The organism is Streptomyces sp. S07_1.15 (assembly GCF_020739505.1).
Classification (GTDB): Bacteria; Actinomycetota; Actinomycetes; order Streptomycetales; family Streptomycetaceae; genus Streptomyces; species Streptomyces xinghaiensis.
Map to the genome: position 1 here is coordinate 6,888,882 of NZ_JAJBZK010000001.1, position 24,882 is coordinate 6,913,763.

Genomic DNA, 24,882 nt, shown 5'->3' on the forward strand with positions numbered 1-24,882 from the left:
CGCCCCGTCCCGCGACCCCGCGGCGCCGCCCGTACCCGCCGCGCCGCACCGCCCCACGGCATCGACCGCCTGCCCGGCCGGGCCGACCGCACCGGCCACCGGAGACCCGGAGTGGAGGACCGCATGAACATCCTGCTCTGGCATGTGCACGGCTCCTGGACAACGGCGTTCGTCCAGGGACCGCACACCTATCTGGTGCCCGTCCTGCCCGGCCGCGGACCCGACGGCCTCGGCCGCGCCCGCACCTGGACCTGGCCGGACTCCGTCCTCGAACGCACCCCGGAGCAGCTGCGCGACGAGCCCGTGGACCTCGTCGTCCTGCAGCGGCCGCACGAGGCGGACCTGGCCGAACGCTGGCTCGGCGGGCGGCGCCCCGGCCGCGACGTCCCCGCCGTCTACCTGGAGCACAACGCGCCCGACGGCGACGTGCCCCGTACCCGCCACCCCGCCGCCGGCCGGGACGATCTGACCCTCGTCCACGTCACCCACTTCAACCGGCTGTTCTGGGACAACGGCTCCACCCCCACCGCCGTGATCGAACACGGCATCGTCGACCCCGGCCATCTCTACACCGGCGAGGTGGAACGGGCGGCCGTCGTCGTCAACGAGCCCGTCCGCCGCGGCCGCACCACCGGCACCGACCTGCTGCCGCACCTGAGCGCCGCCGCCCCCCTGGACGTCTTCGGCATGCGCACCGAGGGACTCGCCGCCCACCTCGGCCTGGACGAGGACCGCTGCCGCGCGCGGGACCTGCCGCAGAGTGAACTCCACACCGCCCTGGCACGGCGGCGCCTCTACCTCCACCCGGTCCGCTGGACCTCCCTCGGCCTGTCCCTGCTGGAGGCCATGCACCTCGGGATGCCGGTGGTGGCCCTCGCCACCACCGAGGCCGTCGAGGCCGTCCCCGCAGGAGCCGGGGTCGTCTCGACGAGACCGGAGGAACTCGCCCGCGCCGCCCGCGCCTATCTGAACGACCCCGCGGCGGCCGCCGAGGACGGGGCACGGGCCCGCACCGCGGCCCTCGAACGCTACGGCCTCAAGCGCTTCCTGAGTGACTGGGAGCACCTGATCGAGGAGGTGACCCGATGACGGCCACGGTGCGGCACGGCGCCCTCGCCATCGCCCTCATATCCGAGCACGCCAGCCCGCTGGCCGTCCTCGGCGGAGTCGACGCGGGCGGACAGAACGTCCATGTGGCGCACCTCGCCGGCGCCCTCGCGGACCGCGGCCACCAGGTCACCGTCCACACCCGGCGCGACGCGCCCGGCCTGCCCGACCGGGTGCCGCTGCGCCCCGGCGTCGAGGTGTGCCACGTGCCGGCCGGGCCCGCGCGGGAGATCCCCAAGGACGAACTGCTGCCCTACATGCCCGAGTTCGGCCGCCACCTCGCCCGGCAGTGGGAACTGGCGCCGCCCGACCTGGCGCACTCGCACTTCTGGATGTCCGGGCTGGCCACACTCCAGGCCGCCCGCGAACTCGGCGTGCCGGTGACCCACACATACCACGCCCTCGGTGCCGTCAAGAAGCGCCACCAGGGCAGCGCCGACACCAGCCCGCCGGAGCGGATCCTGCTGGAGACGGAGATCGGCGAGAGCAGCGACCGGATCATCGCCACCTGCCGCGACGAGGTCGCGGAACTGGCCGCCCTGGGCATCCCGGCCGGGCGGATCTCCGTCGTCCCCTGCGGCGTCGACACCGAGCGGTTCACGCCCGACGGCCCCGCCGCGCCCCGCGGACCGCTGCCGCACCGGCTGCTGCAGATCGGGCGGCTGGTCCCGCGCAAGGGTGCGGCCGTGTCGATCGCCGCGCTCGCCCTGCTGCCCGACGCCGAACTCGTCATCGCGGGCGGCCCGCCGCCGGACCGCATCGGCGCGGACCCGGAGGTGCGCCGGCTGCGCGCGCTGGCCCGGAAGGCGGGCGTGGCCGACCGGGTGCGCTTCACCGGCGGAGTGCCGCCGGAGGACGTTCCCGCGCTGCTGCGCAGCGCCGACCTCGTCCTCTGCCCGGCCGACTACGAGCCGTTCGGCATCGTGCCGCTGGAGGCCATGGCCTGCGGGACACCCGTGGTGGCGAGCGCCGTCGGCGGCCAGATGGACTCCGTGGCCGACCCGGGCACCGGGCGGCTCGTCCCGCCCGGCGACCCGGCGGCCCTCGCGGCGGCCGCCTCGGGGCTGCTGCGCAACCCGCAGCTGCGCGAGACGTGCGGGCTCGCCGGGCGCCGCCGCGCCCTGCTCCGCTACGGCTGGAACCGGGTCGCGGCCGCCACCGAGACCGTCTACCGGGACGTGCTCGCCCTGCGTCCCGCCGCCGTCAGCGGAGCGGCCTGAACCGCGCCGCTCCCAGGGCCGCGCGACCGAACTCTTGTTCTTCCAGGAGGACGAACCATGTCTGACACGCTGCGGGCAGCACACGAGCACTGCCAGTCGCTCCAGGACGCCCTCGGCCGGCTCCGCGACCGGGAGCTCGGCCTGATCACCGCCTGGGGCGAGCACCTCGCCGCCGTCCTCCCCGTGGGCGGCCGGCTGCTGGCCGCGGGCAACGGCGGCAGCGCCGCGCAGGCCCAGCACCTCACCGCCGAACTCGTCGGCCGCTTCCAGCGCGAACGCCCGGCCTACTCGGCGATAGCCCTGCACGCCGAGACCTCCACCGTCACCGCCATCGGCAACGACTACGGCTTCGACGAGCTGTACGCACGGCAGGTCGCCGCGCACGGGCGGCCGGGCGACGTCCTCGTCCTGATGTCCACGTCCGGGCGCAGCCCCAACCTGCTCGCCGCCGCCGACACCGCGCGCGCCGCCGAGCTGCGGGTCTGGGCGATGACCGGGCCCCGGCCGAACCCGCTGGCCGCCCGGGCCGACGAGGCCCTGTGCGTCGACGCGGACAGCACGGCGACGGTGCAGGAGGCGCACCTGGTGGCGCTGCACCTGCTGTGCGCGGCGTTCGACTCGGCCGCGGCGGTGCCGGCGACGGCCCCCGCCGCCGCTGTGCCCGCCGCACCGGCACCGGCCGCCCGCGCCGCGCGGAACGGGAACGGGGACAGGCACGGGAACGGCTACGTGAACGGTGTCCGCACGGCGGCGGTGCGCCCCTGGCGGGACATCGCGTGAGCCGCCCCGCCGCCCCGGGGACCGACAGCGCAGCTGCGAGGTGATCATGAACCACCGTCAACCCCTCGTCGTCGTCGGTGACGTCCTGCTCGACCGGGACATCGACGGCACGGCGGAGCGCCTGGCCCCCGACGCGCCCGCGCCCGTCGTGGACGTCACCGGCGACCGCAGCCGCCCCGGCGGCGCCGGACTGGCCGCCGTCCTCGCCGCGGCGGACGGACGCGAGGTCGTGCTCGTCACCGCCCTCGGCGACGACCCGGCGAGCCGCACCGTCCGCGCCGCGCTCGCCCCGCGCGTCCGGCTCGTCGAACTGCCGCTCCACGGCACGCTGCCCGAGAAGATCCGGGTCCGCGCCGACGGCCGTCCGCTGGTCCGCGTCGACCGGGGCGGCGGCCGTCCCGGCGAGCCGGACGAGGCCGTACGGGCCGTGCTGCGCGCGGCGGGCACGATCCTCGTCGCCGACTACGGGCGCGGAACGGCCACCGCCGTACGGCCCTGGCTCGCGGAGGCCGCCCGGCGCGTACCGCTGGTGTGGGACCCGCATCCGCGCGGGGACGAGCCCGTGCCCGGCGCCCGGCTGGCCACACCCAACGCCGCCGAGGCCCGCGCCCTGGCGTCCGGCGGGGCGGAATCCGGTCCGGGGCGGCCAACTGATCCTGCGGACTGGCTTGTTGACGGCACCGGCCGTGACGGTACGGACCGGCCCGGTGCGGACGCCCCGGCCGGAACCGCCGGCCCGCGGGGCACGAGCGGCACGCACGGCGAGGACACCGGCCCGGACACCGCCCGCGCCGCCTCCCCCCACACCGCCACCGGTGACGACTCCCTCCGCGCCCACGGGCTGCGCGGCGCCCGCCTCGCCGGACGCTGGCGGGCCGCCGGCGTGGCCGTCACGCTCGGCGCCCGCGGCGCCCTCCTGACCCGCTCCGGCAGCGACAGCCCGATGCTCGTCCCGGCACCGCAGACGTCCGGCGGCGACCCGTGCGGCGCGGGCGACCGCTTCGCGGCGGCGGCCGCCGCCGCGCTCGCCGACGGCGCGCTCCCCGAGGAGGCCGTCCAGCGCGCGGTCGCCGAGGCCGCCGGGTTCGTCGCGGCGGGCGGCGCCGGAAACCCCGCGCTGTGGCGCGGCCGCCCGGCCGCCGCCGGCCGCCCGGCCCGCCCCGACGACCCGTTCGCGCTCGCCGCGGCCGTTCGCGCCCGCGGCGGTACCGTCGTCGCCACCGGCGGCTGCTTCGACCTCCTCCACGCCGGCCACGTCGGCCTGCTGGAGAACGCCCGCCGCGTCGGCGACTGCCTCATCGTCTGCGTCAACTCCGACGACTCCGTCCGCCGCCTCAAGGGCCCCGGACGGCCGCTCAACCACCAGGCCGACCGGGTCCGGGTGCTGGCCGGACTGGGCTGCGTGGACGCGGTGGCCGTGTTCGACGAGGACACCCCCGAGGCGCTGCTGCGCGCCCTGCGCCCCGACATCTGGGTCAAGGGCGGCGACTACAGCGTCGACGCGCTCCCCGAGGCGGCGGTCCTGCGCCGGTGGGGCGGGCAGGCGCTCGTCCTGCCCTACCTGGACGGCCGCTCCACCACCGAGATCGCGCGGCGCGCCGCGCTCGCACCCACAGCGCCCACAGCTCCCGGAGCCGCCGGATGACCTCCCGCGACATCATCGACATCACGGCCCCGCCCGGCACCCCCTCCCTGCTGGTGCTGCGCGCCCTGGGCCTCGGGGACCTGCTGACCGCCGTGCCGGCCCTGCGTGCCCTGCGCCGCGCCCACCCGGCGCACGAACTGGTGCTCGCCGCGCCGGCCCGGCTCGCCGAGGCCGCCTTCGCCACCGGTGCCGTCGACCGTCTGCTGCCCGCCGCCGCGCCGGGGCGCGCGGTCCCCGAACGCATCGCCTGGACGGGCCCGCCCCCCGGCATCGCCGTCGACCTGCACGGCAACGGGCCGGAGAGCCACCTGCCGCTGCGGGACCTGCGCCCGGACCGCCTGATGGCGTACGCCCACCCGGACACCCCCGGCATCCCGGGGCCGCAGTGGCGGGAGGACGAGCACGAACGCGTCCGCTGGTGCCGCCTCCTGGACTGGTACGGCATCCCCGCCGACCCGGACGACCTGCGCATCCCCCTCCCCGGCAGACCCTCGCCGGCCCCCGGCGCCGTGGTCCTCCACCCCGGCGCGGACGCCGGCGCGCGCTGCTGGCCCGCCGACCGGTACGCGGCCGTGGCCCGCGCGCTGCTCGCCGCCGGGCACCGGGTGGTCGTCACCGCCGGAGCGGGCGAGGGCGCGCTCGCCCGGTCGGTCGCCGGACGCGCGGGGCTGCCCGCCTCCGCCGTGCTGGGAGGCGACGCCGACGTGCCGTTCCAGGACCTGGCCGCGCTCGTCGCCCGGGCCCGCGCGGTCGTCGTCGGAGACACCGGCCTGGCGCATCTGGCCACCGCCCTGGGCACCCCCTCCGTCGTGCTGTTCGGGCCCGTCGCCCCCCGGCTGTGGGGCCCGCCGGACGACCCGCGCCACCGGGTGCTGTGGCACCCCGACGGCCCCGGCGCCCGGCCCGGCGACGCCCACGGGGAACGGCCCGACGAGCGGCTGCTGCGCATCACCGCGGACGAGGTGCTGGCAGCCCTGGCGGCGCTGCCCGAACCGGTGGCGGGTTCCCTGCCCGGCAGCGGACCACGGCCCCCGGCGGCCGCGGCGGCGGTGAGCGGATGACGGACCGATGCGGGCGGGTGTGACCGGTGCGGGCGGGCGAGGCCGGTGCCGGAGGGTGGCCCGGGCAGCCCGGCCCGTCCGCACCGGGCGGCCCGGCGCGGCCGGTCCTCGGCTCGGGCTGCTCCTTCCGGGCGGCCCGGCCGTCCTCCGCCGGACGGACGGCCTCCGTTCGGGGCGTCCGCGACGGACCGGGCGGGGCAATCGTCGTGAAACGGCGGTTTCGGGGCACCTGCATCTGTGGGCCCGCCGTCATCGGGCACACCCCGCCGGAATCCCGGCGGGCCACCGGCGCACCGCCCGCCCCGGCGCCCCGCCGGCCCGGGCACCCGGGCCGGCGAACGGAAGGAGACCGGACGATGAGCGACACCTACACCACCCCGTCGCAGGCCGAGGGCGACCGGGACGACGACCCGCTGGAGCAGCAGCACGAGATGACCCCGCGCACCACGCCCTCCCAGGCGGAGGGCGAACGGGACGACGAGGACGAGGAGTAGCCCGGGGGAGGCCGGCCCGGGCCGGCCCCGGCCGGGAGTCACCGCCCTCCGCCGGGACGCCCGTCGCCCGCCGGGACGCCCGCCGGGCGGCAGGCGGGCGCCCACCGCTGCCGTCGCACCCCCGGCGGCACTGAGCGGCAGGACACGGCGGAGCACCGCGGGAACGGGCCGCGAAACCGCACGAGCGGCGGATGCCGGAGCAGAGGGAGCCGACCATGACGCGCCACACCACACCACCGGGCCCGCCGGGCGCCGCCCACGAGGCCCGGGGCCGGGGGCTGCGCATCGTCGTCACCGGCGCCACCGGCAACATCGGCACCGGGCTGCTGGAGCTGCTCCGCGAGGACGACCGGGTCGGCTCGGTCCTGGCCATCGCCCGCAGACCGCCCGGCACCCCGCGGGAACGCCGGCCGGCCGGGTCCGGAGGCACGCACGGCTCGGAGGAACGGGCGGGAGACGGGGAGGGCCCGGCCGGCGCGACGGCCCGGGACGACAAGATCACCTGGCTGCGGGCCGACGTCTGCCAGGCCGACCTGGTCGACCACTTCGAGGGCGCCGACGCAGTCGTCCACCTCGCCTGGCTGTTCCACCCCTCCCACCGGCCGTCCGTGACCTGGCGGACCAACGTCCTGGGCAGCACCCGGGTGTTCCGCGCGGCGGCCGCCGCCGGGGTGTCCGTCCTCGTCCACGCCTCGTCCGTGGCCGCCTACTCGCCCGGCCCCAAGGAGCGCGCGGTCGACGAGAGCTGGCCCACGCACGGCTGGCCGGCCTCCGCCTACTGCCTCGAAAAGGCTTATGTGGAACGGGTCCTGGACGCCTTCGAACAGGACCACCCCGCGATGCGGGTGGTCCGGCTCCGCCCCGGCATCGTGTTCCGGCGCGAGTCGGCGGCCCAGCAGCGCCGGATCTTCGCCGGTCCGCTGCTGTCGCGCCGTATGGTGCGCCCCTCGCGCTACCCGGCGATGCCCGATGTGCCCGGGCTGCGCTTCCAGACCCTGCACACCGACGACACGGCCGACGCCTTCCGCCGCGCCGTCCTGACGCCCGTACGCGGCCCGTTCAACCTCGCCGCAGACCCGCCCGTCGACGCGGAGATGCTCGCCCGGGTGTTCGGGACCCGGACCGTGCGCGTCCCGGCCCGGCCCGTGCTGGCCGCCGTGGCCGCCGCCTGGCGGCTCCATCTGGTTCCCACCCCCGACGGACTCCTGGAGGCCGTGCTCCGGATGCCGCTGATGGACACCACCCGTGCCCGGACCGAACTCGGCTGGCAGCCGCGGCACTCGGCGGAGGAGACCGTCGAGGAGTTCGCCGCCGGGCTGCGCCGGGGCGCCGGCGGCCCGACCCCGGCCCTCGCCGCCCGCCTCCCCGGCGGGGGCCGCGCCCGGGAACTCGCCACCGGCGTGGGGGAACGCACATGACGCCCGGCGGGACGGACCGGCCCGCATGGCGGAGCGAGCCGCCCCCGGACACCGCCCGGGCCCCGTGCCCGACCGGGACGGCGCCCACGGCCGCGGCGGCGCACCCGCGCCCCGCCACGGCCGGCGACGCCGACGCCGACGCCGTGGTGATCGGCGCCGGACCCAACGGCCTCGTCGCCGCGAACGTCCTGGCCGACGCGGGCTGGCGGGTCCTCGTCCTCGAAACGCAGCCCGCGCCCGGCGGCGCCGTCCGCAGCGACCGGGGCGTCCACCCCGACTACGTCAGCGACCTGTTCAGCTCGTTCCACCCGCTGGCCGTCGCCTCCCCGGCCATCGGCGCGCTCGGCCTGGAGCGGTACGGACTGCGCTGGAGCCACGCGCCCGCCGTCCTCGCCCATCCGCTGCCCGACGGCAGCTGCCCCGTCCTCCACCGGGACGCCGAACGCACCGCCGAGAGCCTGGAGGAGACCGGCGCGGGGGACGGCGAGGCGTATCTGCGGCTGGTCGGCCTCTGGGACCGCCTCGGCCCCGAACTGATCCGGGCCCTCTTCACGCCCTTCCCGCCGGTGCGCTCCGCGGCCGTGCTCGCCGCCCGGCTCCGCGGGGCGGGCGGTCTGCGGCTGATGCGCACCCTGCTGCTGCCCGTACGGCGGCTGGGGGAGGAGGAGTTCACCGGCAGCGGCGGCCCGATGCTGCTCGCCGGCTGCGCGCTGCACGCCGACTTCCAGCCCGAGTCGCCCGCCTCCACCGCCTTCGGCTGGCTGCTGGCGATGATCGGCCAGCGGCACGGCTGGCCGGTGCCCGAGGGCGGCGCCCAGGCCCTCACCGACGCCCTCGTCCGGCGGCTGGAGGCCAAGGGCGGCACCGTGCGGTGCGGCACCGAGGTCCGCCGGGTGGTGGTCCGCGAGGGGCGGGCGCTGGGGGTGCTCACCGCGGACGGCGAACCGGTACGGGCCCGGCGGGCCGTCCTCGCCGACGTACCGGCGCCCGCCCTCTACGGCGGCCTCGTCGGCTGGGAGCACCTGCCCGCCCGGCTCCGCGACGACATGCGCCGCTTCCAGTGGGACCACGCCACGTTCAAGGTCGACTGGGCCCTGTCCGGGCCGATCCCCTGGGCGTCACCCGCCGCGGCCGGCGCCGGCACCGTGCACCTGGCCGACGGCATGGACCATCTCACCCGCCACACCGCCCAGTTGGCCACCGGCCACCTCCCCGACCGGCCGTTCACCCTGCTCGGCCAGATGACGACGGCCGACCCCGGCCGGTCACCCGCCGGCACGGAGTCGGCCTGGGCGTACACGCACGTACCGCACCAGGTGCGGGGCGACGCGGGCGGCGAGGGACTGGACGGGGACTGGGGCCCGGCCGCGGCGGAGACGATGGCGCGGCGCGTCGAGGCCGAGGTCGAACGGCGCGCGCCGGGCTTCCGGGACCGCATCGCCGCCCGCCGCATCCTCGCCCCGCCCGATCTGGAGCGCCGCGACCAGAACCTGTGGCACGGAGCCGTCAACGGCGGCACCGCCGGCATCCACCAGCAGCTCTTCCTCCGCCCGGTACCGGGCAGCGGCCGCCCCGAGACCCCCGTCGGCGGCCTCTACCTGGCCTCCGCCTCCGCGCACCCCGGCGGCGGCGTCCACGGAGCCTGCGGCGCGAACGCCGCGCGGGCCGCGCTCCGTGGCCGGGGCGGTGCCGTCCGCCAGGCCCTGGCACCGGCGCTGTCCGCCCTCCAGCGGTCGCTGACGGGCGGCGGCGGAGCGGCGGGAAGCCGCCCGGGCGGCACCTGAGCGGCCGCCGGCGACCCGGGCGGACGCCCGGGCGGCCCCCTCGGCCGCCGGCAGCGCCCGGCGCCCCTGGCCCGTAACCCGTCCCGTCCCCACCCACCACCCCAACCAACTGATCCGACCCGGACCCCGACCCGGCCGGAAGCCCGATCCGGCCCGGCACGCAGAGAGTGGAGAGTTCCATGGCCGTTCGGTACGCGCTGATCCGCCGCCCGCCCGAGGCGGTGTGGGCCGTCCTGTGCGACGGCGCCAAGTACGAGGACTGGGTCATCGGCACCGACGAGACCGAGGAGGTCGACGCGCGCTGGCCCGCCCCGGGCTCGGAGATCCGGTACACCGTGCGCCTGGGCCGCCTGACGCTCGGGGGCCGCACGATCGTCCGGGTCTCCGAGCGGAACGAGCGGCTTGAACTGGAGGCCAAGGCCGGGCCGCTGGGCTCCGCGCGCGTCGCGATCGAACTGCGCCCCTGGGGCGAGGACTGCCTGGTGATCGTGGACGAGCATCCGCTGACCGGGCCGGGCGCCAAACTGCACGGCTTCGCCACCGAGGCGTTCCTCAAGCTCCGCCACCGCCGGATGCTCCACCGGCTGGCCGGTGTCGTGGAGGCCGGCGAGAGCGCCGGGCGGACGGCCCCGGCCTGACCCGCGGCCCGGCCCGCGCGGCCCGCCGCCGGGCCACACCCCGGCCGGAGTGCCGCCCCGCCCCGCCGTCCCCGCCCCGGCTCGGCTGTGCGTCACGGGGCGGGGACGGCGGGGCGGTGGGGGCGGCGAGGCGGGGCCGGACACGCCACCGGCGGCCGGTCCGGTGACCGGCCGCCGGTGGCGGTCCGTGGTCCGGAGCGGGCGCGGGCCCCGGTGGGTGGTACCCGGCGCGCCCCTCCGGCCAGCCCGGCCAGACGGTCAGATGCGGTCGTCGTCGACGATGTGCACCGCGTCCTCCTCGGCCGAGAGCCCGTGCGTCGACCCCTCCTGCGAGTAGACGTCCTGCTCGCGGGGCCGGTCGGGGTCGGGCTCGTCGTAGAGCAGGCCCGCGCGCGGGTCCTCCTCGCCGTTCTCGTCCTCGTCCAGCGGCCGCTGGTCCGCCTCCGGGTCCTCCCAGGCGGCGGCCCTGCGCGGCTCGGCGAGCTCCGCCGGGTCGGGTTCCGGCACCTCGTCGGAGAGCCGCTCGTCGAGCGTCTCGCCCTCGCGGACCTCGTTCGGGGTCGTCTCGCGGAACTCGGCGAACGTCGGCCGGTCGCCCGGCACCGGCATCTGCTGCGGATCGGACGCCCGCTGCTGCTGAGGGGTGCCGTCCTGCAGGTCGGGGATGCCCTCATCCTCGGGATCCACCGCAGGGTCGTGTGGCGTTGTCACGGCACCGGCTCCTTCCATCGTCTGTCCGTCCCCCGGTCTCCCCCCACGCCGCTCGGGTGCCCGCGCGAGCGGTGGTCATGCGGCGCGGCCCGTCCGGGACGGCGCGGGGAACAGCGGCAACGGGCCCGCGGGGACGGGAGGACGGGGGGGGACGGCGGCGGCCCCGCCGGGCCGGGGCGCGGACGTCCTGCGCCCGGTCCCGGCGGGGCCCCGCACCGGCCCGGCCGGGACCGGCCACGCCCGCCACCCCGGGCCGCGCGGCCGGGCCCGCCCCGACGGAGGGGCCGCGCACGGCGGCTCCGCGCCCGGGGCCGGGCGCCTTCGTCCCGGCTCCTCCGCGCCGTGCCGCCGTCCGCGCCGCCGTCCGGGCCCGGGCCGGGCCCGGATGGGGTCGTTCAGGTGAACCGGTCGTCCCGGCCGCCTCGGCCGGTCCGTCCGGGCGTCTCCTCGGAGCCCTTCCCCCGGCCGCTGTCGTAGTCGACCTGCTCCTTGCGGACCTTGGTGCTCACCTCTTCCTCCTCGGTGACCTTCTCGGCCTCCAGCCGGACCCGCTCGACGGGGACGGTCTCCTTGCGGACGACGGGACGCTCCTCGTGGAGGGTGAGCTCCACCTGCGCCTCCTCGATCGGGGAGGCCGAGGAACGGGTGCGCTCCTCGGGGCCGACGGGCTCCCGGGTGACCCGGACCTCCTCGTGGCTGACCGGGACCGTGGTGCGCACGTCCTCGGTCACCACGTGCTTGCGCAGCCGGGCGCGTCCGCTTTCGTGCTGCTCGGTGTCGATGTACGCGCGCTCCTCGGAGCGCGTGATCTCCGGCGTGCCGCGGACGCGGGCGGTCTCCCGCTCGCGGGCGGCTGGTGCCGGGGCTCCGGCCGGGGCGGGCGTGCCGGCCGAACGCGAGGGTTCGGCGGTCCGCGGGGCGCCGGCGGTGTCCTCGGGGCGCCGCCCGGTGCGGCCTCCCGACGCGCTCATGTCGTAGTGCCGGTAGAGGTTCTCCTCCTCGGCGGGGTCCAGATGGCCGCCGGCCTCGATGCGCGGGGCTTCCTTGATGTCCTCCTTGCCGTACGGGACCTGCAGCCGGTCCGGGGAGATCTGCGCTCCGCCCAGCGGCACGAAGGTCTCCTTCGTCCCGAACATGCCGGTGCGCACCGTGACCCACTCCGGCTCACCGGAGGCGTCGTCGAGGTACACCTGCTGGACCGAGCCGACCTTCTGGCCGTCCTTGTCGTACAGGGAGCGGCCGGACAGTTCCTGCGGGCTTGTGCTGTGGGGTGCGGTCATCGCTGACTGCTCCTTCCGTGTGATGGCGAGACGAGCAGGCGTGCTCCTCTCCATTGCGCCTCGCCTCGCACACCCCTGCGACCGCTGCAAGCGGCCGTCGCCGTACCGCATCCCCACACCGGCATGCCCGTGGGCGGATACGGCTTCGGGTTCTCCGGCGGCATTGCGCCATACGGGTGAAGCGGCCGTCCCGGAGCCGTCCCCGCCCCGCCCCGTCCCGGGCCCGTCCCGCCGCCGGACGCTCCGCCGCCGGACGCCCCGCCGACCTCAGCCGACCTGTCCCTTCACCGCCGTCAGCAGGGCCAGCGGAGCGGCGGCGGCCCAGGCCTGCGGCCGGCAGGAGTGCGGATACGGCACCGGGGCCGGCTGGTCACCCCGGGCATAGCCCGCCATGACCTCCGGCAGCCGCCAGCCGTGGGCCGCCGCGGCGTCCACCAGCCCCCGGGTCACCTGGAGCACCTGTTCGGTCAGCCCGTACTGCGCCAGCCCCAGGACGGCCAGCGCGTTGTCGTGCGGCCGCACGGCGCCCTTGTGGTACGAGAGCGGGTGGTAGGCGGGCTGGTCCGCCGCGAGCGTCCGGATGCCCCAGCCGCTGAAGAAGTCCGGCTCCAGCAGGCGCCGCCCGACCGCCTTGCCCCGCTCGCGGTCCAGGATCCCGGACCACAGCAGATGCCCCGCCTCCGATCCCAGGGCCTCGGCCCGCCGCCCCGCCGAGTCCACGGCCTGCGCCGGGAAGTTCCGCCCGTCCATCCAGAACTCCCGGTGGAAGCGCTCGCGCAGCGCGGCCGCCGCGGTCTCCAGGCGCCCGGCGAGGCCGGGGTCCTCCCAGACGGTGCGGGCCAGGGCGGCCGTGCGGACCAGCGCGTCATAGGCGTACCCCTGAACCTCGGCCACCGCCACCGGGCCCTTCGTCCGCACCTCCCGGCCGAAGCAGAGCGCGCCGGGGGTGTCCTTCCAGCTCCGGCCGGCCGCGGCGGTGCCCTCCACCCCGCCGGGCGCGGCGCAGGCGAGCCACCCGAGTCCGGACAGGCCGCCGTCGCGGAACATCCAGTCGACCGCGGACCGCGCCGGCTTCTCCAGCGCCACCGCGAGACCGGTGTCCGAGGTGCGCTCGGTGTAGGCGTGCAGCAGGACGAGGAACAGCGGGGTGGAGTCGACGGCCCCGTAGTAGCGCCCGTACGGCACCTGCCGGAAGCAGGACAGCTCACCGTGGCGCAGCTCGTGCACGATCCGGCCGGGCTGCTCCTGCCGTTCGGGGTCGTAGGTACCGCCCTGCGCGGCGGCGAGCGCCGGGAGGGTGGCGGCGGCGAGCCCGGGCCGGTACGGCAGCGCGAAGAGGGAGGTCAGCAGGGCGTCCCGGCCGACCAGGGCCAGATACCAGGGGATGCCCGCGGCGGGAACCCGCAGCGGCTCGCCGTCCGGCCCGGTGGCCGGGGCGCGCAGCCCCGCCAGATCGGCCAGCCCCTGCTCGCAGGCGCGGGCCAGTTCGGTCCAGCCGATGACGTCCCGGGGCCGCGGATAGGTGCCGGCGAAGGACTCGTTGTCGGCGGCGACGCGCGCCAGCGCGTCGCCCGGCGGCCGGATGTGCGGGGGAGAGGAGGGGGTCGTACCGGACGGCAGGGCACAGGCCTGGACGAGGATCTCGGCCTCCCCGTGCGGCGGGAGCTCCATCCGCCACTCCAGGATCCGCGCGGTGCCCTCGCCGGGCCGGGCCACCGCCTCCGGCGAGGGCACCGCGCGGACCACGGTCCGGGAGTGCCAGGAGGGCTCGCCGGAGGGCGCCACCCGCTCGTAGCCGAACTCCACGCCGTCGGGGCGCTCCAGCGCGGAGCGGACGGCGCCCGGCTTCTCGTAGACGCGGTTCTCGAAGCGCAGCTCGAACTGGTCGGCGAAGTCGGCGTCCACGGTGAGCGCGATCCGGGCGACGGTGCGCGCGGGACGGTTGCTCGTCACCCGCAGCAGCTCCAGCAACGACCGCTCGGCGACGGCCTGTTCGCGGAAGACCGTGTACGCCGGCGGTTCGGCGCGGCTGCCGGGCGGGGCGAGGACCGCGGCCAGCGGCCGGTCGGGCCCGGCCTGCCCGGCGGGGACGAGCACCTCCGGGGCGGCGCCCTCCAGGGCGAGCCGCCAGCGGCTGAGATGGCGCGCGTCCCGGGCGAACAGCCCGCCGGGTGAGGCGCCGCGCGCCTCCGTGATGTCGCCGGAGTCGTTCACCGCGGCGAACGTGCCGTCGTGTACGAGGAGATGGTGTCCGGTCATCGGGGGAACTGCCCTTCGTCGGGCTCCCTGCGGAGCGGGTTCCAGGAGGCCGGGGGCGCGGACCCCGCCGCGGTGGGGATCGGCCGGGGTCTCGCGGGAAATCGGTATCACAGGCGGGGTCCGGCACCCGGTGGCGCGCGAGCCGCGCCGCGCGAGTTCGCCGTACCGGTCCAGCCCCCGCCGCGGACCGCCGGGCACCGGGGCCGGCAGCCGCCGAACCGGGGTGCGGGGCGCGGGATACGCCACCGGGAACGGGGCACGCGGGGAGGGGGCCGCCCGTGTGCCGTCCGGCTGATCCGAACCGGTGGCACGCGTCACGGCCCCTGCGGGTCGGGCGGTGTCCGCGCGCACCGGCGCCCCGCGTCTCCTACGGTTCGCAGGACGGACCCGCAGCAAGCACACCCCGACGGGCAGAGGAGCGCCGCCGATGAGTACCGAGCAGAGGCCGACCCATGTCAGCGTCCAGCTCACCGACTGTGCCCGGGACGACGCGCAGGCGGTGTTCGCCGCCCTCGGACGGGCCTTCCCGCTCGTCGTCGAACCGGCCGGACACGGTGCCGGGGCCACGGACGGCCGTCCCACGGTGTGGTCGACGACCGTGGACGTGGCGCGGTCGGGCGGCCATGCGGACGGCGGCCCGCTGACGGCTGCCGTGATCGCGGACCTCTCCGGCGGCTACCAGGCGGTCGGCAAGGTGCGCGAGGCGCTGGAGGAGTGCTTCCACGCGGAGGACAAGGGCAGCGCCTCCGGCGACCAGGAGATGGAGATCCGGCTGCGCATCACCCCGCGCGACTGAGCGGCGGGAGGCTGCCCGGGAAGGTGGGTCCGATGGGGAAGGGAAGCATCGCTGATTCGTGGTTAAACTATTTACAGCGCCGTTGACCGAACACGGATACGGTTCCGCCGCCATGAGGCGGTCGCGCTGACGGCGCTCCCCATACGGTCCCGGCCAGGTCCCCCCGTCCTGGCCGGGACCTTTCCGTGTCCCGGACGGCGCCCGCGCCCGGAGCGCTCCGCAGAACCGACCGGGCACCCGGGTGGAGCCCTGACGGCCGGGAGGGTGCACCATCGGCAGATGGAAGCTGAACGACAGCAGGAGGGCGGCGACCCGGCGTGCTGGCTCGACCGGGTCTGTGACGAGTGCGGCCGGATGCGCGAGGGGCCGGACCCCACGGTCTGCGAGAACTGCGGCGCGACCGACGGGGCCCCGGCGGACGCGCCCGCGCCTCTCCCGGGCGGGTCCGGCGGCGGCACCGGACGCGCGGGCGGTGACGGAGACGTGAGCGGTGACGGAAACGCGGGAGGTGACGGAAACGCGGGTGGCGACAGCGGTGCCGCGGGAGCCGGCCGCGACCGCGACGAGGCCGGCCGCGACCGCGACGAGGAGGGACGGGCGCGCAACGCCCGTCCGCGCGACGGGCTCGGCAGGCCGCTGCCCTATGGCGCACCGGGCGTCGAACGCCAGCCGGAGGGGATCCCCCGCACACCCGGCCAGACGCTGGAGGAGGCGCAGCGGCTCCTCGACGACGGCAGGCCCTTCCACGCCCACGAGGTTCTGGAGGACGCCTGGAAGGCGGCCCTGGAGAAGCCCGAGCGGCCGCTGTGGCGGGCCATGGCCCAGCTGGCCGTCGGCGTGACCCACGCGGCCCGCGGCAACACCAAGGGGGCGGTGGCCCTGCTGGAGCGGGCGGCGGACGGCATCGAACCCTTCGCTGCCGCACCGCCGTTCGGTATCGATGCGGCCGGACTCACCGCCTGGGCCCGCCGTTTCGCCGCCGGTCTGGCCTCGGAGGGGACGGCACCGGAGGCCGGCCGGCCCCCGCGCCTCCGCGTGACCGGTGCGACCGACCCGGCCGGCGAGGGATCCGGGCAGTCCGAGGACACCGGGGAAACCGGCCGCTGAGCCCCGCGCCGGCTCCGCCCCCGGGCACACGGAAGGGCCGCGGCAGGGAAACCGCGGCCCTTTCACCGGCTCCTCCCCGCGGGTCGCCCACCCGCGGGGAGCCGGCCTCGGCTCAGCTCAGCTCCGCCAGGATCTTCTCCAGGAAGGGCACCGTGCTGCTCGGCTGGTCCGCCTCCGCGCAGAGCCGGTCCATGACGGCGAGGTAGTTGTCCAGGTCCTCCTGCTTGTCCAGGTACAGCGCGCTGGTCAGCTGCTCCAGGTACACGATGTCCGGCAGGTCCGGCTCCAGGAACCGCAGGATGGTGATGGGGCCGCCCGCGGCGGAGACGCCGCCGATGCTGAACGGCGCCACCTGCAGCACGATGTTGGGCCGCTGCGACATCTCGATGAGGTGCTCGATCTGCTCCCTCATCACGGCGTTGCCGCCGAGCGGCCTGCGCAGCGAGGCCTCGTCGAGCACCGCCCACAGCCGGGGCGCGCCCGGCCGGTGCAGCAGTTCCTGACGGGTCATCCGCAGCCGGACGCGGCGCTCGATCTCCGAGGCGGCGGCACGCGGGTGCCCGAGGTAGGTGACGGCGCGGGCGTAGCCCTCCGTCTGCAACAGGCCCGGCACGAACTGGTTCTCGTAGGTGCGGATGACGGAGGCGGCCTCTTCCAGGCCGAGGTGTGTCTCGAACCAGCCCGGCAGGATGTCGCTGTACTGGTGCCACCAGCCGGGCTCGGTGGCCCGGCGCGCGAGGGCGAGGAAGTCCTGCCGCTCGCTCTCGTCCGTGACGTCGTAGAGCGTCAGGAGGTCGGCCACATCGCGCTCCTTGCAGCCCACGCGCCCCAGCTCCAGCCGGCTGATCTTGGCGTGCGAGCCGCGGATCGCCTCGGCGGCGGCCTTCACGGAGACGCCACGCGCCTCGCGCAGCTTGCGGAGTTGTGTGCCGAGGACGATCCGCAGGACGGTCGGTCCACCCTGCGGATGCTCGAGAAAGCGCCTTATCGATGGTTCAAGGCCCGGCCGAGCGGCGGTCATGCTGGCTCCCCTGAGTGAATGGGCGAGTGCCCAGTGTTCCACCACCGGGGCCGTCCCGTACAGCAACAGAGAGTCACCGCGCGGCGGGCCGTCACCTCTCGCCGACCATGCCGTCGAACTCGCCGTCCTTGGCGCCGAGGAGGAAGACGGCGATCTCGTCGGGCGTGTAGACGAGGGCGGGGCCCTCGGGGTCACGCGAGTTGCGCAGGGCGATGCTCCCTCCCGGGAGCCTGGCCAACTCCACGCAGTTGCCGCTGGGGTTGCTGTAACGGCTCTTCTGCCAGGCCGCCCCCACCAAGCGCGCCGCCGACACGCCGTTCTCGTACTGCTGTTGCACCATTCGCCTCTTCTCTTGATTTTTCCGGCACAGGCGTGACCTACCGTCACCCCGTACTGAAGTCGCCCGTGAATGCAATTGCAAGTGTTCTTGCAGATGTACTTGCAGTGACTGCGCGACTCCCGCGATAGTGAGAGCGGACACGGTCGCGCCGCTCGCCGGGAAGGCGGGCGGGGGACGCCGGCGGCGCGGCCGTGTCCGAGCACGCCCCTAGCAGGCAGTCGCCGGCGCGCGGACACGTCCGGCGGAGCACAGAGGAGTGGTGAGCGTCAGCAGCAACCGCAAGCCCGCTTCGAGCTGCGCCATCGGCGAGCTCGCCCTGGACGCCAGGCAGGGGCGGGTAGGAGTCGTCATGGACACCCAGGGCGGTCGCATGTATCTGCGCCGGCCCGAGGGGGGCCGCGAGTGGGAGGCGGCACCCCAGGACGTCCGGCCAGCCACCCCCCACGAAGCGGCGGAGGGCGCGGCCTACAGCGCGTACCCGCAGCAGAGAGGTTCCGTATGAGCGCGGAGACCATCCACCGCCACGCCGACTGGGTGCTGCGCAGAGAGCCGGCCCCCGAGGCGCCGCCCGCCGTCTACGAGGTCGAGTGCACCGGCTGCACCCACTCCTCCGGCGCCGCCGACGAGTCCGGCGCCGTCTACGAGTGGGCGGCCCGGCACGCCGTCCTCGGCCCCGGGCACACCGGCTTCCGGGAGATCGTCCACCACTTCTGGCGGGCCTTTCCCACCTCCTGACCTGCGCCCGGACCCGGGGCCCCGCACCGCACGGGCCCCCGGACCGGCCGTTACGACCCGTTCTCCCCGGGTACGCGGGTGGCAGCCCGCCCACCACGTGCCAGGAGGCGAACGATGCACGATCCACAGCCCGAGGCCGGTCCCGCGGAGCCCGTGGAGACCCGGCAGCGCGCGGACGCGGAGCGGCGCGAGGAGCAGCACATCCGCCCCGAGGGCACCCCGGAACAGGACGGCGCCGCCGCCCCGGGAGACCTCCCGCTCGGCAAGGCCGACACGCCCAACGTCGCCGGCAGCGACGAACAGCAGCCCGAGATCGCCCAGGGGCCGGTGCCGGGCGTGCAGCCCGGCGAGAAGGAGCACGCCGAGTGGCGGCCGCCCCTGGGGGAGGACCCGCCGCCCCGGGGCGCCGCCCCGGCCTCCGGCGACTACGAGGCCGTCCGCCGCCAGAAGAAGGAAGGCGGTCCCTGACGGGCGCACCGCCCCCGCTGAACGCTCCGCCCGGGGCCCCGGCCGTCGTCACGGCCGGGGCCCCGGGCGCGCCGCGTTCCCCCGAGCGGACGCACTTCCCCGCCCCGTCCGCCGGGTCGCCGCCCCCCGGTGCCTCCTCCGGGTCAGGATCGTCCGGTCCGTCACGGCCGTCCGCCCCCGGACGTCCGCCCAGAACCGGGCATCAGGAGGCGTCATGAAGATTCTGCTGGTCGCGAGCGCGTTCAACAGCCTGGCGCAGAGGCTGTTCACCGAGCTCCGGGAACACGGCCACACGGTGGAACGGCCGGCGGCCGACGGTGACGAATCCGTACGCCGTGCCGTGCACCGCTGCGCCCCGCAGCTCGTCATCGTGCCGGACCCCGCCCCGCCGCTCCCCGAGGACATCCGCTCCTCCCACACCTGTCTGCTGGTCCGCACCGCCCCGCCGGGCGACCACGGCCCGTCCCCGCTGGACTGGGCGCTGCGGGAGGGCGCCGACCGGTGGGGCGTCACCGTGCTGCGGGCGGCGGGGGAGCCGGACGAGGGCGACATCTGGGCCTCGGTCCCGTGCGAGGTTCCGCCGGCCGGCAAGGGGGACTTCCTGCGCGGTGAGATCGCCGACGCGGCCGCCGAGGCGGTGCTGCTCGCCGTGGCGAGATTCGCCTCCGGGACGTACCGCCCCGTACCGCAGGCGTCCCTGGAGACCCGGGTCGTCCGCCGTCCCCCGTTCACCCAGGAACTCCGCCGGATCGACTGGGAACGGGACTCCACCGCCACCGTGCTCGCCAAGCTCCGCGGCGCGGACTCCCGCCCCGGCGTCCTGGACGAACTCCTCGGCGGCGAGTGGTTCCTGCACGGCGGCCACCCCGAGGACCGGCTCGCCGGGCGCCCCGGCCATCTGCTCGCCACCCGCGCCGGCGCGATCTGCCGCGCCACCGCCGACGGGGCCGTGTGGATCCCCGAACTCCGCCCCAAGCGGCGCCCCGGCGCCCCCGCGGCCGTCCGGCGGCCCGCCACCCTGGCGCTCGGCGGTCTCCTCCCCGACCTCCCCGAGGTGCACGCACCGCTGCGGCTCCCCGCCCAGCGCCGCACCTGGACCGACATCCAGTACGCGGAGCGCGGCCCCGTCGGCCACCTGCGGTTCTCCTTCCCGGGCGGTGCGATGAGCACCTCGCACTGCCGGCGGCTCCTCGCCGCCTTCCGCTTCGCCCGCAACCGGCCCACCTCCGTCATCGTCCTCGGCGGGGCCCGGGACTTCTTCTCCACCGGCCTGCACCTCCACGTCATCGAGGGCGCGGACGACCCGGCGAAGGAGTCCTGGACCAACCTCACCGCGCTCAACGACCTCGTGGAGGCCGTGCTCACCACCACCGACCGGCTGGTGGTGGCCGCCCTCGGTGGCAACGCCGCGGCGGGCGGCGCGATGCTGGCCCTGGCGGCCGACGAGGTGTGGTGCCGCTCCGGCTCCGTCCTCAACCCGCACTACGGGCGCACGGGGCTGTACGGCTCCGCGTTCTGGACGTACGTGCTGCCCCGGCGCGCCGGGGCCGACCGCGCCGCCGCACTCATGGCGGAAGGGCTGCCGGTCGGCGCGGCCGAGGCCCGGCGGACCGGACTCGCCGACCGCGTCCTGGCCTGCGCGCCGAGGGAGTTCGGCGGCGAAGTCGTGCGGATGGCCGCCGAGCTGGCCGGCGACCCCGGTCTCGGTGCCCGCATCGCCGACAAGAAGCCCGCCCGCGAACGCGACGAGGAGATCCGGCCGCTCCGCGCCCACCGGGAGGAGGAACAGGAGCGCATGCGCCGGGCCTTCTTCTCCGACAGCGACCCGTACCACGAGCGCCGCGCCGCCTTCGTCCGCCCCGGGCCCGCCGCGCTCACCCCGGCCGGCCGCACCGAGATCCCCGCTCCGCCGGTGAAAGACATGACATGCGCGTAATGCTCGTCCACCCGAGCGCCCTGATGTACTCGGAGCTCTTCCTGCGGCTGGAGCCGCTCGGGCTGGAGCGGGTCGCCGCCGCGATCCGCGAGGCCGGGCACGAGGTGCGCGTGGTCGACCTCCAGGTGCTCTCCCGCGACCTGCTCGACCGCGAACTCGTCTCGTACGCGCCCGAAGTCCTCGGCATCGGGCTGAACTACCTGGCCAACATCCCGGAGGCCATCGAGATCGCGCAGATGACCAAGACCGTGCTCCCGCACTGTTTCGTCTTCTTCGGCGGGCACAGCGTCTCGTTCATCGCGGACCACGTCCTGGAGCAGGCGGACGGCGCCGTCGACGCCGTGGTGCGCGGGGAGGGCGAGCCGGCCATGGCCCCGCTCATGGCGGCCGTCCGGGACGGCGGGCTGAAGAGCGTGCCGGGCCTCGTCTCCACCGCGGGACGCGGCCCGGCGCCGCTGCTCCTGGACAGCCTCGACGAGCCCCGCCCGGCCCGCGATCTGATGCGGAAGCGGAACCGGTACTTCATCGGCGAGCTCGACCCGTGCGCCTCCATCGAGTTCACCCGCGGCTGCCCCTGGGACTGCTCCTTCTGCTCCGCCTGGACCTTCTACGGGCGCAGCTACCGCAAGGCGTCACCGCAGGCCGCCGCCGAGGAGATGGCCTCCATCCGGGAGCCGAACGTCTTCATCGTCGACGACGTCGCGTTCATCCGCCCCGAGCACGGCGACGGCATCGCCGCCGAACTCGAACGCCGCCGCATCCGCAAGCGCTACTACCTGGAGACCCGCAGCGACGTCCTGCTGCGCAACGAGGAGGTCTTCGCCCGCTGGCGGCGGCTGGGGCTGAAGTACATGTTCCTCGGCATGGAGGCGATCGACGCCGAGGGGCTGGACCTCTACCGCAAGCGCGTCAGCCCCGACGACAACTTCCGCGCCCTGGAGCGCGCCCGGAAGCTGGGCATCACCGTCGCCATCAACCTCATCGTCGACCCGGCCTGGGACGAGGAACGCTTCCGCGTGGTACGCGAGTTCGCCCTCTCCGTGCCCGAGATCGTGCATCTCACGGTGATGACCCCGTATCCCGGCACCGAGGTCTGGCACACCGAGGCCCGGCAGCTCACCACCCGCGACTACCGGCTCTTCGACATCCAGCACGCCGTCGTCCCCACCACCCTCCCGCTGGACGCCTTCTACCGCGAACTCGTCCGCACCCAGGCCGTCATCAACCGCAAGCACCTGGGCCTGCGCACGGCGGCCGGCGCGCTGGGCGTCCTCGGCCGCAACCTCGCCCGAGGCCAGACCAACTTCGCCCGCATGCTGTGGAAGTTCGGCAGGGTCTACAACGCCGAACGGCAACTCGCCGACCACGCCCGCCCGGTCCGCTACCACCTGCCGCTGCCGGAGCGCCGCGTTACGCCCGGACGGCGCGAACTCTACGTCCACACCCGGCCGGTCAGGACCCGCACGGCGGACGGCAGCGCCCCCGCGGAGCCGGACGGCGCCCCCGCGCCCGAAGCGGACGGCAACGCCCCGGCGGGCTGAACGGCACCCCGGCCCCGGCCTCCCGTCGTCACCCGTACGGGCGTTAGACCCCCGGCGGCCCGGGTACGCGGTCCGCACCCGGCACCGTCCGGGGACACACGGGACGACAGCCAGAAGGAGAGATCCGGGCATGGGACACGGCGGAAACGTCATCGACGAACTGACCACCGACCACCGCGAGGTCGACGAGATCTTCGGACGGATCGAGGCGCTGCCCCCGGGCGACGCCCGGCGCAAGGAACTCGCCGAGGAGGCCGTCATCGAACTGGTCCGGCACTCCGTCGCCGAGGAGATGCACCTCTACCCGGCGGTGCGCCAGTACCTGCCGGACGGCGACTCGATCGCCGACAAGGAGATCGAGGACCACACCTCCGCCGAGCGGACCATGAAGCAGCTCGAAAGCCTGGAGGCGGACGACCCCGACTTCGACCGCCTCATCGGCACCCTCATGCGGGAGATCCGCCTGCACGTCGACGACGAGGAGAACAACCTCTTCCCCCGGCTGCGCGCGGCCGCGGACGCCGAGGAACTCGACCGGCTCGGCGACAAGGTCCGCCAGGCCAAGCAGACCGCACCCACCCGGCCGCACCCGGCCTCCCCGTCCAAGCCCCCCGCCAACAAGCTGCTCGCCCCGGGGGCGGGCCTCGTCGACCGCGCCCGTGACGCCCTCACCGGACGCGGAAAAAGCAGCTGACCCCTCCGAGCGGCCCGCCGCCAGAGCACAGGAGAACCGATGAGCCAGGTCGCCGACTACGTACTCGACCGACTGACCGCATGGGGCGTCCAGCGGGTCTACGGCTATCCCGGCGACGGGATCAACGGCCTGCTCGGCGCCTTCGACCGAGCCGCCGGCAAACCCGAGTTCATCCAGGCCCGGCACGAGGAGATGGCCGCCTTCATGGCCGTCGGCCACGCCAAGTTCACCGGCGAGGTCGGCTGCTGCGTGGCGACCTCCGGGCCGGGAGCCGTCCACCTGCTGAACGGCCTGTACGACGCCAAGCTCGACCACCAGCCGGTGGTCGCGATCGTCGGCCAGCAGAAGACCCTCTGCCTCGGCTCCCACTACCAGCAGGAGATCGCTCTCGAACAGGTCTTCGCGGACGTCTCCGAGTTCTGCCAGATGGTGGTCCACCCCGGGCAGGCCCGGCACGTCATCGACCGGGCCTTCAAGACCGCCCGCACCACCCGCGGCGTCGCCACGGTCATCATCCCGGAGGACATCCAGGAGGCCGACGCCCAGCCCTCGCCGCCCAAGGCGCACGGCTCCGTCTTCTCCAGCGTCGGCTGGAGCCCGTCCCGGATGCTGCCCGACGAGGACGAGCTCCGCCGCGCCGCCGCCGTGCTCAACGAGGGCGAGAAGGTGGCGATGCTCATCGGGCAGGGCGCGGCCGGCGCCGAGGGCGAGGTGATCGAGACCGCCGAACTCCTCGGCGCGGGGGTCGCCAAGGCCCTGCTCGGACGAGACGTCCTCCCCGACGACCTGCCCTGGGTCACCGGCCCCATCGGCCTGCTGGGCAGCAAGGCCAGCGACGAGATGATCCAGAACTGCGACACCCTGCTGATGGTCGGCAGCAGCTTCCCCTACTCGGAGTGGCTGCCCGACGAGGGGCAGGCCCGCGGGGTGGAGATCGACATCGACGGGCGCATGATCGGCATCCGCTATCCGATGGAGGCCCACCTCGTCGGCGACGCCAAGGAGACCCTGCGCGCCCTCATCCCGCTGCTCAGGCGGAAGGAGGACCGCGGCTGGCGGGCGGAGATCGAGAAGAACGTCGAGGAGTGGAACCGGATCTGCGACAAGCGGGCCGGACAGCACTTCGACAACACCATCAACCCGCAGGCCGTCGCGAGCGAACTCTCCTCCCGGCTCCCGGACGGCGCCATCGTCACCGCCGACTCCGGGTCGGGCACCAACTGGTGGGCCCGCCACCTGAAGCTGCGCGAGGGCATGCGCGCCTCCCTCTCCGGAACCCTCGCCACCATGGGGCCCGGGGTGCCGTACGCGATCGCCGCCCGGTTCGCCCATCCGGACCGTCCCGTGATCGCCTTCGTCGGGGACGGCGCGTTCCAGATGAACGGCATGAACGAGATGATCACGGTCAAGCGCTATCTGGACCGGCTCGCGGGCGGCCCGCCGTTCGTCTTCTGCGTCTTCAACAACCAGGACCTCAACCAGGTCACCTGGGAGCAGCGCGCCATGGGCGGGGACCCCAAGTTCCCCGGCTCCCAGACCATCCCGGACGTGCCCTACGCGGCCTACGCCGAACTCCTCGGCCTGCGCGGCATCCGCTGCGAATCGCCGAAGAAGATCGGCAGCGCGTGGGACGAGGCGCTGTCCGCGGGCGGCCCCGTCGTCCTGGAGTTCAAGGTCGACGCGGAGATCGCGCCGATCCCGCCGCACATCATGCTCGAACAGGGCAAGAAGGCGGCGGAGGCGGCCGTCCACGACCCCGAGCGGAGCGGCATCGTCAAGCGCGGCGTCCGGCAGAAACTCACCGAGTACGCGGAACGGCTGCCGGGCCGGGACGGCGGCTGACCGGA

The 24,882-nt window shown here is 75.9% G+C and carries 23 protein-coding genes; 18 read left to right on the forward strand and 5 right to left on the reverse strand.

The features are described 5' to 3' along the window. Positions 1–123 precede the first annotated feature (123 nt). The 9 genes from LIX60_RS29600 (at position 124) to LIX60_RS29640 (ending at position 10,147) form a co-directional block, all read left to right on the forward strand. Positions 124–1,089 carry a glycosyltransferase gene (locus LIX60_RS29600; protein ID WP_227962313.1) on the forward strand — a complete coding sequence of 322 codons (966 nt, stop codon included), beginning with the start codon at positions 124–126 and terminating at the stop codon, positions 1,087–1,089. After that, the gene (locus LIX60_RS29605; RefSeq protein ID WP_227962314.1) at positions 1,086–2,327 is read left to right on the forward strand and encodes a glycosyltransferase; all 1,242 of its coding nucleotides are present in this window, start codon (positions 1,086–1,088) and stop codon (positions 2,325–2,327) included. Before LIX60_RS29600 ends, LIX60_RS29605 begins: the two co-directional genes overlap by 4 nt. Before the next feature lie 57 nt (positions 2,328–2,384). After that, positions 2,385–3,107, forward strand: coding sequence for an SIS domain-containing protein (locus LIX60_RS29610; protein ID WP_227962315.1), 723 nt, complete (start codon positions 2,385–2,387; stop codon positions 3,105–3,107). Positions 3,108–3,153: 46 nt separating this feature from the next. Continuing rightward, positions 3,154–4,752 (forward strand): D-glycero-beta-D-manno-heptose 1-phosphate adenylyltransferase, encoded by a 1,599-nt coding sequence (gene rfaE2 / locus LIX60_RS29615; RefSeq protein ID WP_227962316.1) that lies wholly within the window; start codon positions 3,154–3,156, stop codon positions 4,750–4,752. Continuing rightward, positions 4,749–5,813, forward strand: coding sequence for a glycosyltransferase family 9 protein (locus tag LIX60_RS29620; RefSeq protein WP_227962317.1), 1,065 nt, complete (start codon positions 4,749–4,751; stop codon positions 5,811–5,813). Before rfaE2 ends, LIX60_RS29620 begins: the two co-directional genes overlap by 4 nt. Positions 5,814–6,169: 356 nt before the next feature. Continuing rightward, entirely contained in the window at positions 6,170–6,307 is a 138-nt protein-coding gene (locus LIX60_RS29625) for a hypothetical protein (RefSeq protein ID WP_167466201.1), read from the forward strand. A gap of 215 nt (positions 6,308–6,522) precedes the next feature. Beyond that, on the forward strand, positions 6,523–7,725 hold the full coding sequence (locus LIX60_RS29630) for an NAD-dependent epimerase/dehydratase family protein (RefSeq protein ID WP_227962318.1): 1,203 nt from the start codon (positions 6,523–6,525) through the stop codon (positions 7,723–7,725). Beyond that, positions 7,722–9,509, forward strand: a complete 1,788-nt coding sequence (locus LIX60_RS29635; protein WP_227962319.1) for an NAD(P)/FAD-dependent oxidoreductase — start codon at positions 7,722–7,724, stop codon at positions 9,507–9,509. Before LIX60_RS29630 ends, LIX60_RS29635 begins: the two co-directional genes overlap by 4 nt. A gap of 179 nt (positions 9,510–9,688) precedes the next feature. Continuing rightward, positions 9,689–10,147: an SRPBCC family protein gene (locus LIX60_RS29640; RefSeq protein ID WP_227962320.1), complete on the forward strand. Its 459-nt coding sequence runs from the start codon at positions 9,689–9,691 to the stop codon at positions 10,145–10,147. Between the two features lie 258 nt (positions 10,148–10,405). Here the strand turns inward: LIX60_RS29640 and LIX60_RS29645 are convergent, their stop codons facing one another. The 3 genes from LIX60_RS29645 to LIX60_RS29655 all read right to left on the reverse strand — a co-directional run bounded on the left by LIX60_RS29645 (position 10,406) and on the right by LIX60_RS29655 (position 14,397). Beyond that, positions 10,406–10,858, reverse strand: coding sequence for a DUF5709 domain-containing protein (locus LIX60_RS29645; protein ID WP_039819058.1), 453 nt, complete (start codon positions 10,856–10,858; stop codon positions 10,406–10,408). A gap of 395 nt (positions 10,859–11,253) precedes the next feature. Next, positions 11,254–12,138: a DUF2382 domain-containing protein gene (locus LIX60_RS29650; protein ID WP_227962322.1), complete on the reverse strand. Its 885-nt coding sequence runs from the start codon at positions 12,136–12,138 to the stop codon at positions 11,254–11,256. Positions 12,139–12,405: 267 nt separating this feature from the next. Further along, positions 12,406–14,397, reverse strand: coding sequence for a glycogen debranching N-terminal domain-containing protein (locus LIX60_RS29655; protein WP_227962324.1), 1,992 nt, complete (start codon positions 14,395–14,397; stop codon positions 12,406–12,408). Between the two features lie 427 nt (positions 14,398–14,824). Here LIX60_RS29655 and LIX60_RS29660 point away from each other — a divergent pair, with 427 nt between their 5' ends. Both LIX60_RS29660 and LIX60_RS29665 read left to right on the forward strand, forming a co-directional pair. Then, positions 14,825–15,193: a hypothetical protein gene (locus tag LIX60_RS29660; protein WP_227962326.1), complete on the forward strand. Its 369-nt coding sequence runs from the start codon at positions 14,825–14,827 to the stop codon at positions 15,191–15,193. Positions 15,194–15,472: 279 nt separating this feature from the next. Beyond that, positions 15,473–16,300, forward strand: coding sequence for a DUF309 domain-containing protein (locus LIX60_RS29665; protein WP_374117944.1), 828 nt, complete (start codon positions 15,473–15,475; stop codon positions 16,298–16,300). 112 nt (positions 16,301–16,412) lie between these two features. Here LIX60_RS29665 and LIX60_RS29670 read toward each other — a convergent pair whose 3' ends face one another. Next, positions 16,413–17,321, reverse strand: a complete 909-nt coding sequence (locus LIX60_RS29670; protein ID WP_227962328.1) for a helix-turn-helix transcriptional regulator — start codon at positions 17,319–17,321, stop codon at positions 16,413–16,415. A gap of 91 nt (positions 17,322–17,412) precedes the next feature. Then, positions 17,413–17,661, reverse strand: coding sequence for a DUF397 domain-containing protein (locus LIX60_RS29675; RefSeq protein ID WP_019708464.1), 249 nt, complete (start codon positions 17,659–17,661; stop codon positions 17,413–17,415). Between the two features lie 259 nt (positions 17,662–17,920). Between LIX60_RS29675 and LIX60_RS29680 the strand changes: the two genes are divergently transcribed. From LIX60_RS29680 to LIX60_RS29710, 7 genes are all read left to right on the forward strand, one after another. Continuing rightward, positions 17,921–18,163, forward strand: coding sequence for a hypothetical protein (locus LIX60_RS29680; RefSeq protein ID WP_227962330.1), 243 nt, complete (start codon positions 17,921–17,923; stop codon positions 18,161–18,163). Continuing rightward, positions 18,160–18,396, forward strand: coding sequence for a hypothetical protein (locus tag LIX60_RS29685; protein ID WP_019708462.1), 237 nt, complete (start codon positions 18,160–18,162; stop codon positions 18,394–18,396). Before LIX60_RS29680 ends, LIX60_RS29685 begins: the two co-directional genes overlap by 4 nt. A 114-nt stretch (positions 18,397–18,510) precedes the next feature. After that, positions 18,511–18,864 carry a hypothetical protein gene (locus LIX60_RS29690; protein WP_227962333.1) on the forward strand — a complete coding sequence of 118 codons (354 nt, stop codon included), beginning with the start codon at positions 18,511–18,513 and terminating at the stop codon, positions 18,862–18,864. Positions 18,865–19,078: 214 nt separating this feature from the next. Beyond that, positions 19,079–20,800, forward strand: a complete 1,722-nt coding sequence (locus tag LIX60_RS29695) for an enoyl-CoA hydratase-related protein (protein WP_227962334.1) — start codon at positions 19,079–19,081, stop codon at positions 20,798–20,800. Further along, positions 20,791–22,341 (forward strand): hopanoid C-3 methylase HpnR, encoded by a 1,551-nt coding sequence (hpnR, locus tag LIX60_RS29700; RefSeq protein WP_227962335.1) that lies wholly within the window; start codon positions 20,791–20,793, stop codon positions 22,339–22,341. The genes LIX60_RS29695 and hpnR overlap by 10 nt, the downstream gene beginning before the upstream one ends. Before the next feature lie 130 nt (positions 22,342–22,471). After that, a complete protein-coding gene (locus tag LIX60_RS29705) occupies positions 22,472–23,035 on the forward strand; it encodes a hemerythrin domain-containing protein (protein WP_227962336.1) in 564 nt (187 codons plus the stop codon). A gap of 39 nt (positions 23,036–23,074) precedes the next feature. Beyond that, positions 23,075–24,877 (forward strand): thiamine pyrophosphate-requiring protein, encoded by a 1,803-nt coding sequence (locus LIX60_RS29710; RefSeq protein ID WP_227962337.1) that lies wholly within the window; start codon positions 23,075–23,077, stop codon positions 24,875–24,877. The last annotated feature ends 5 nt before the right edge of the window (positions 24,878–24,882 follow it).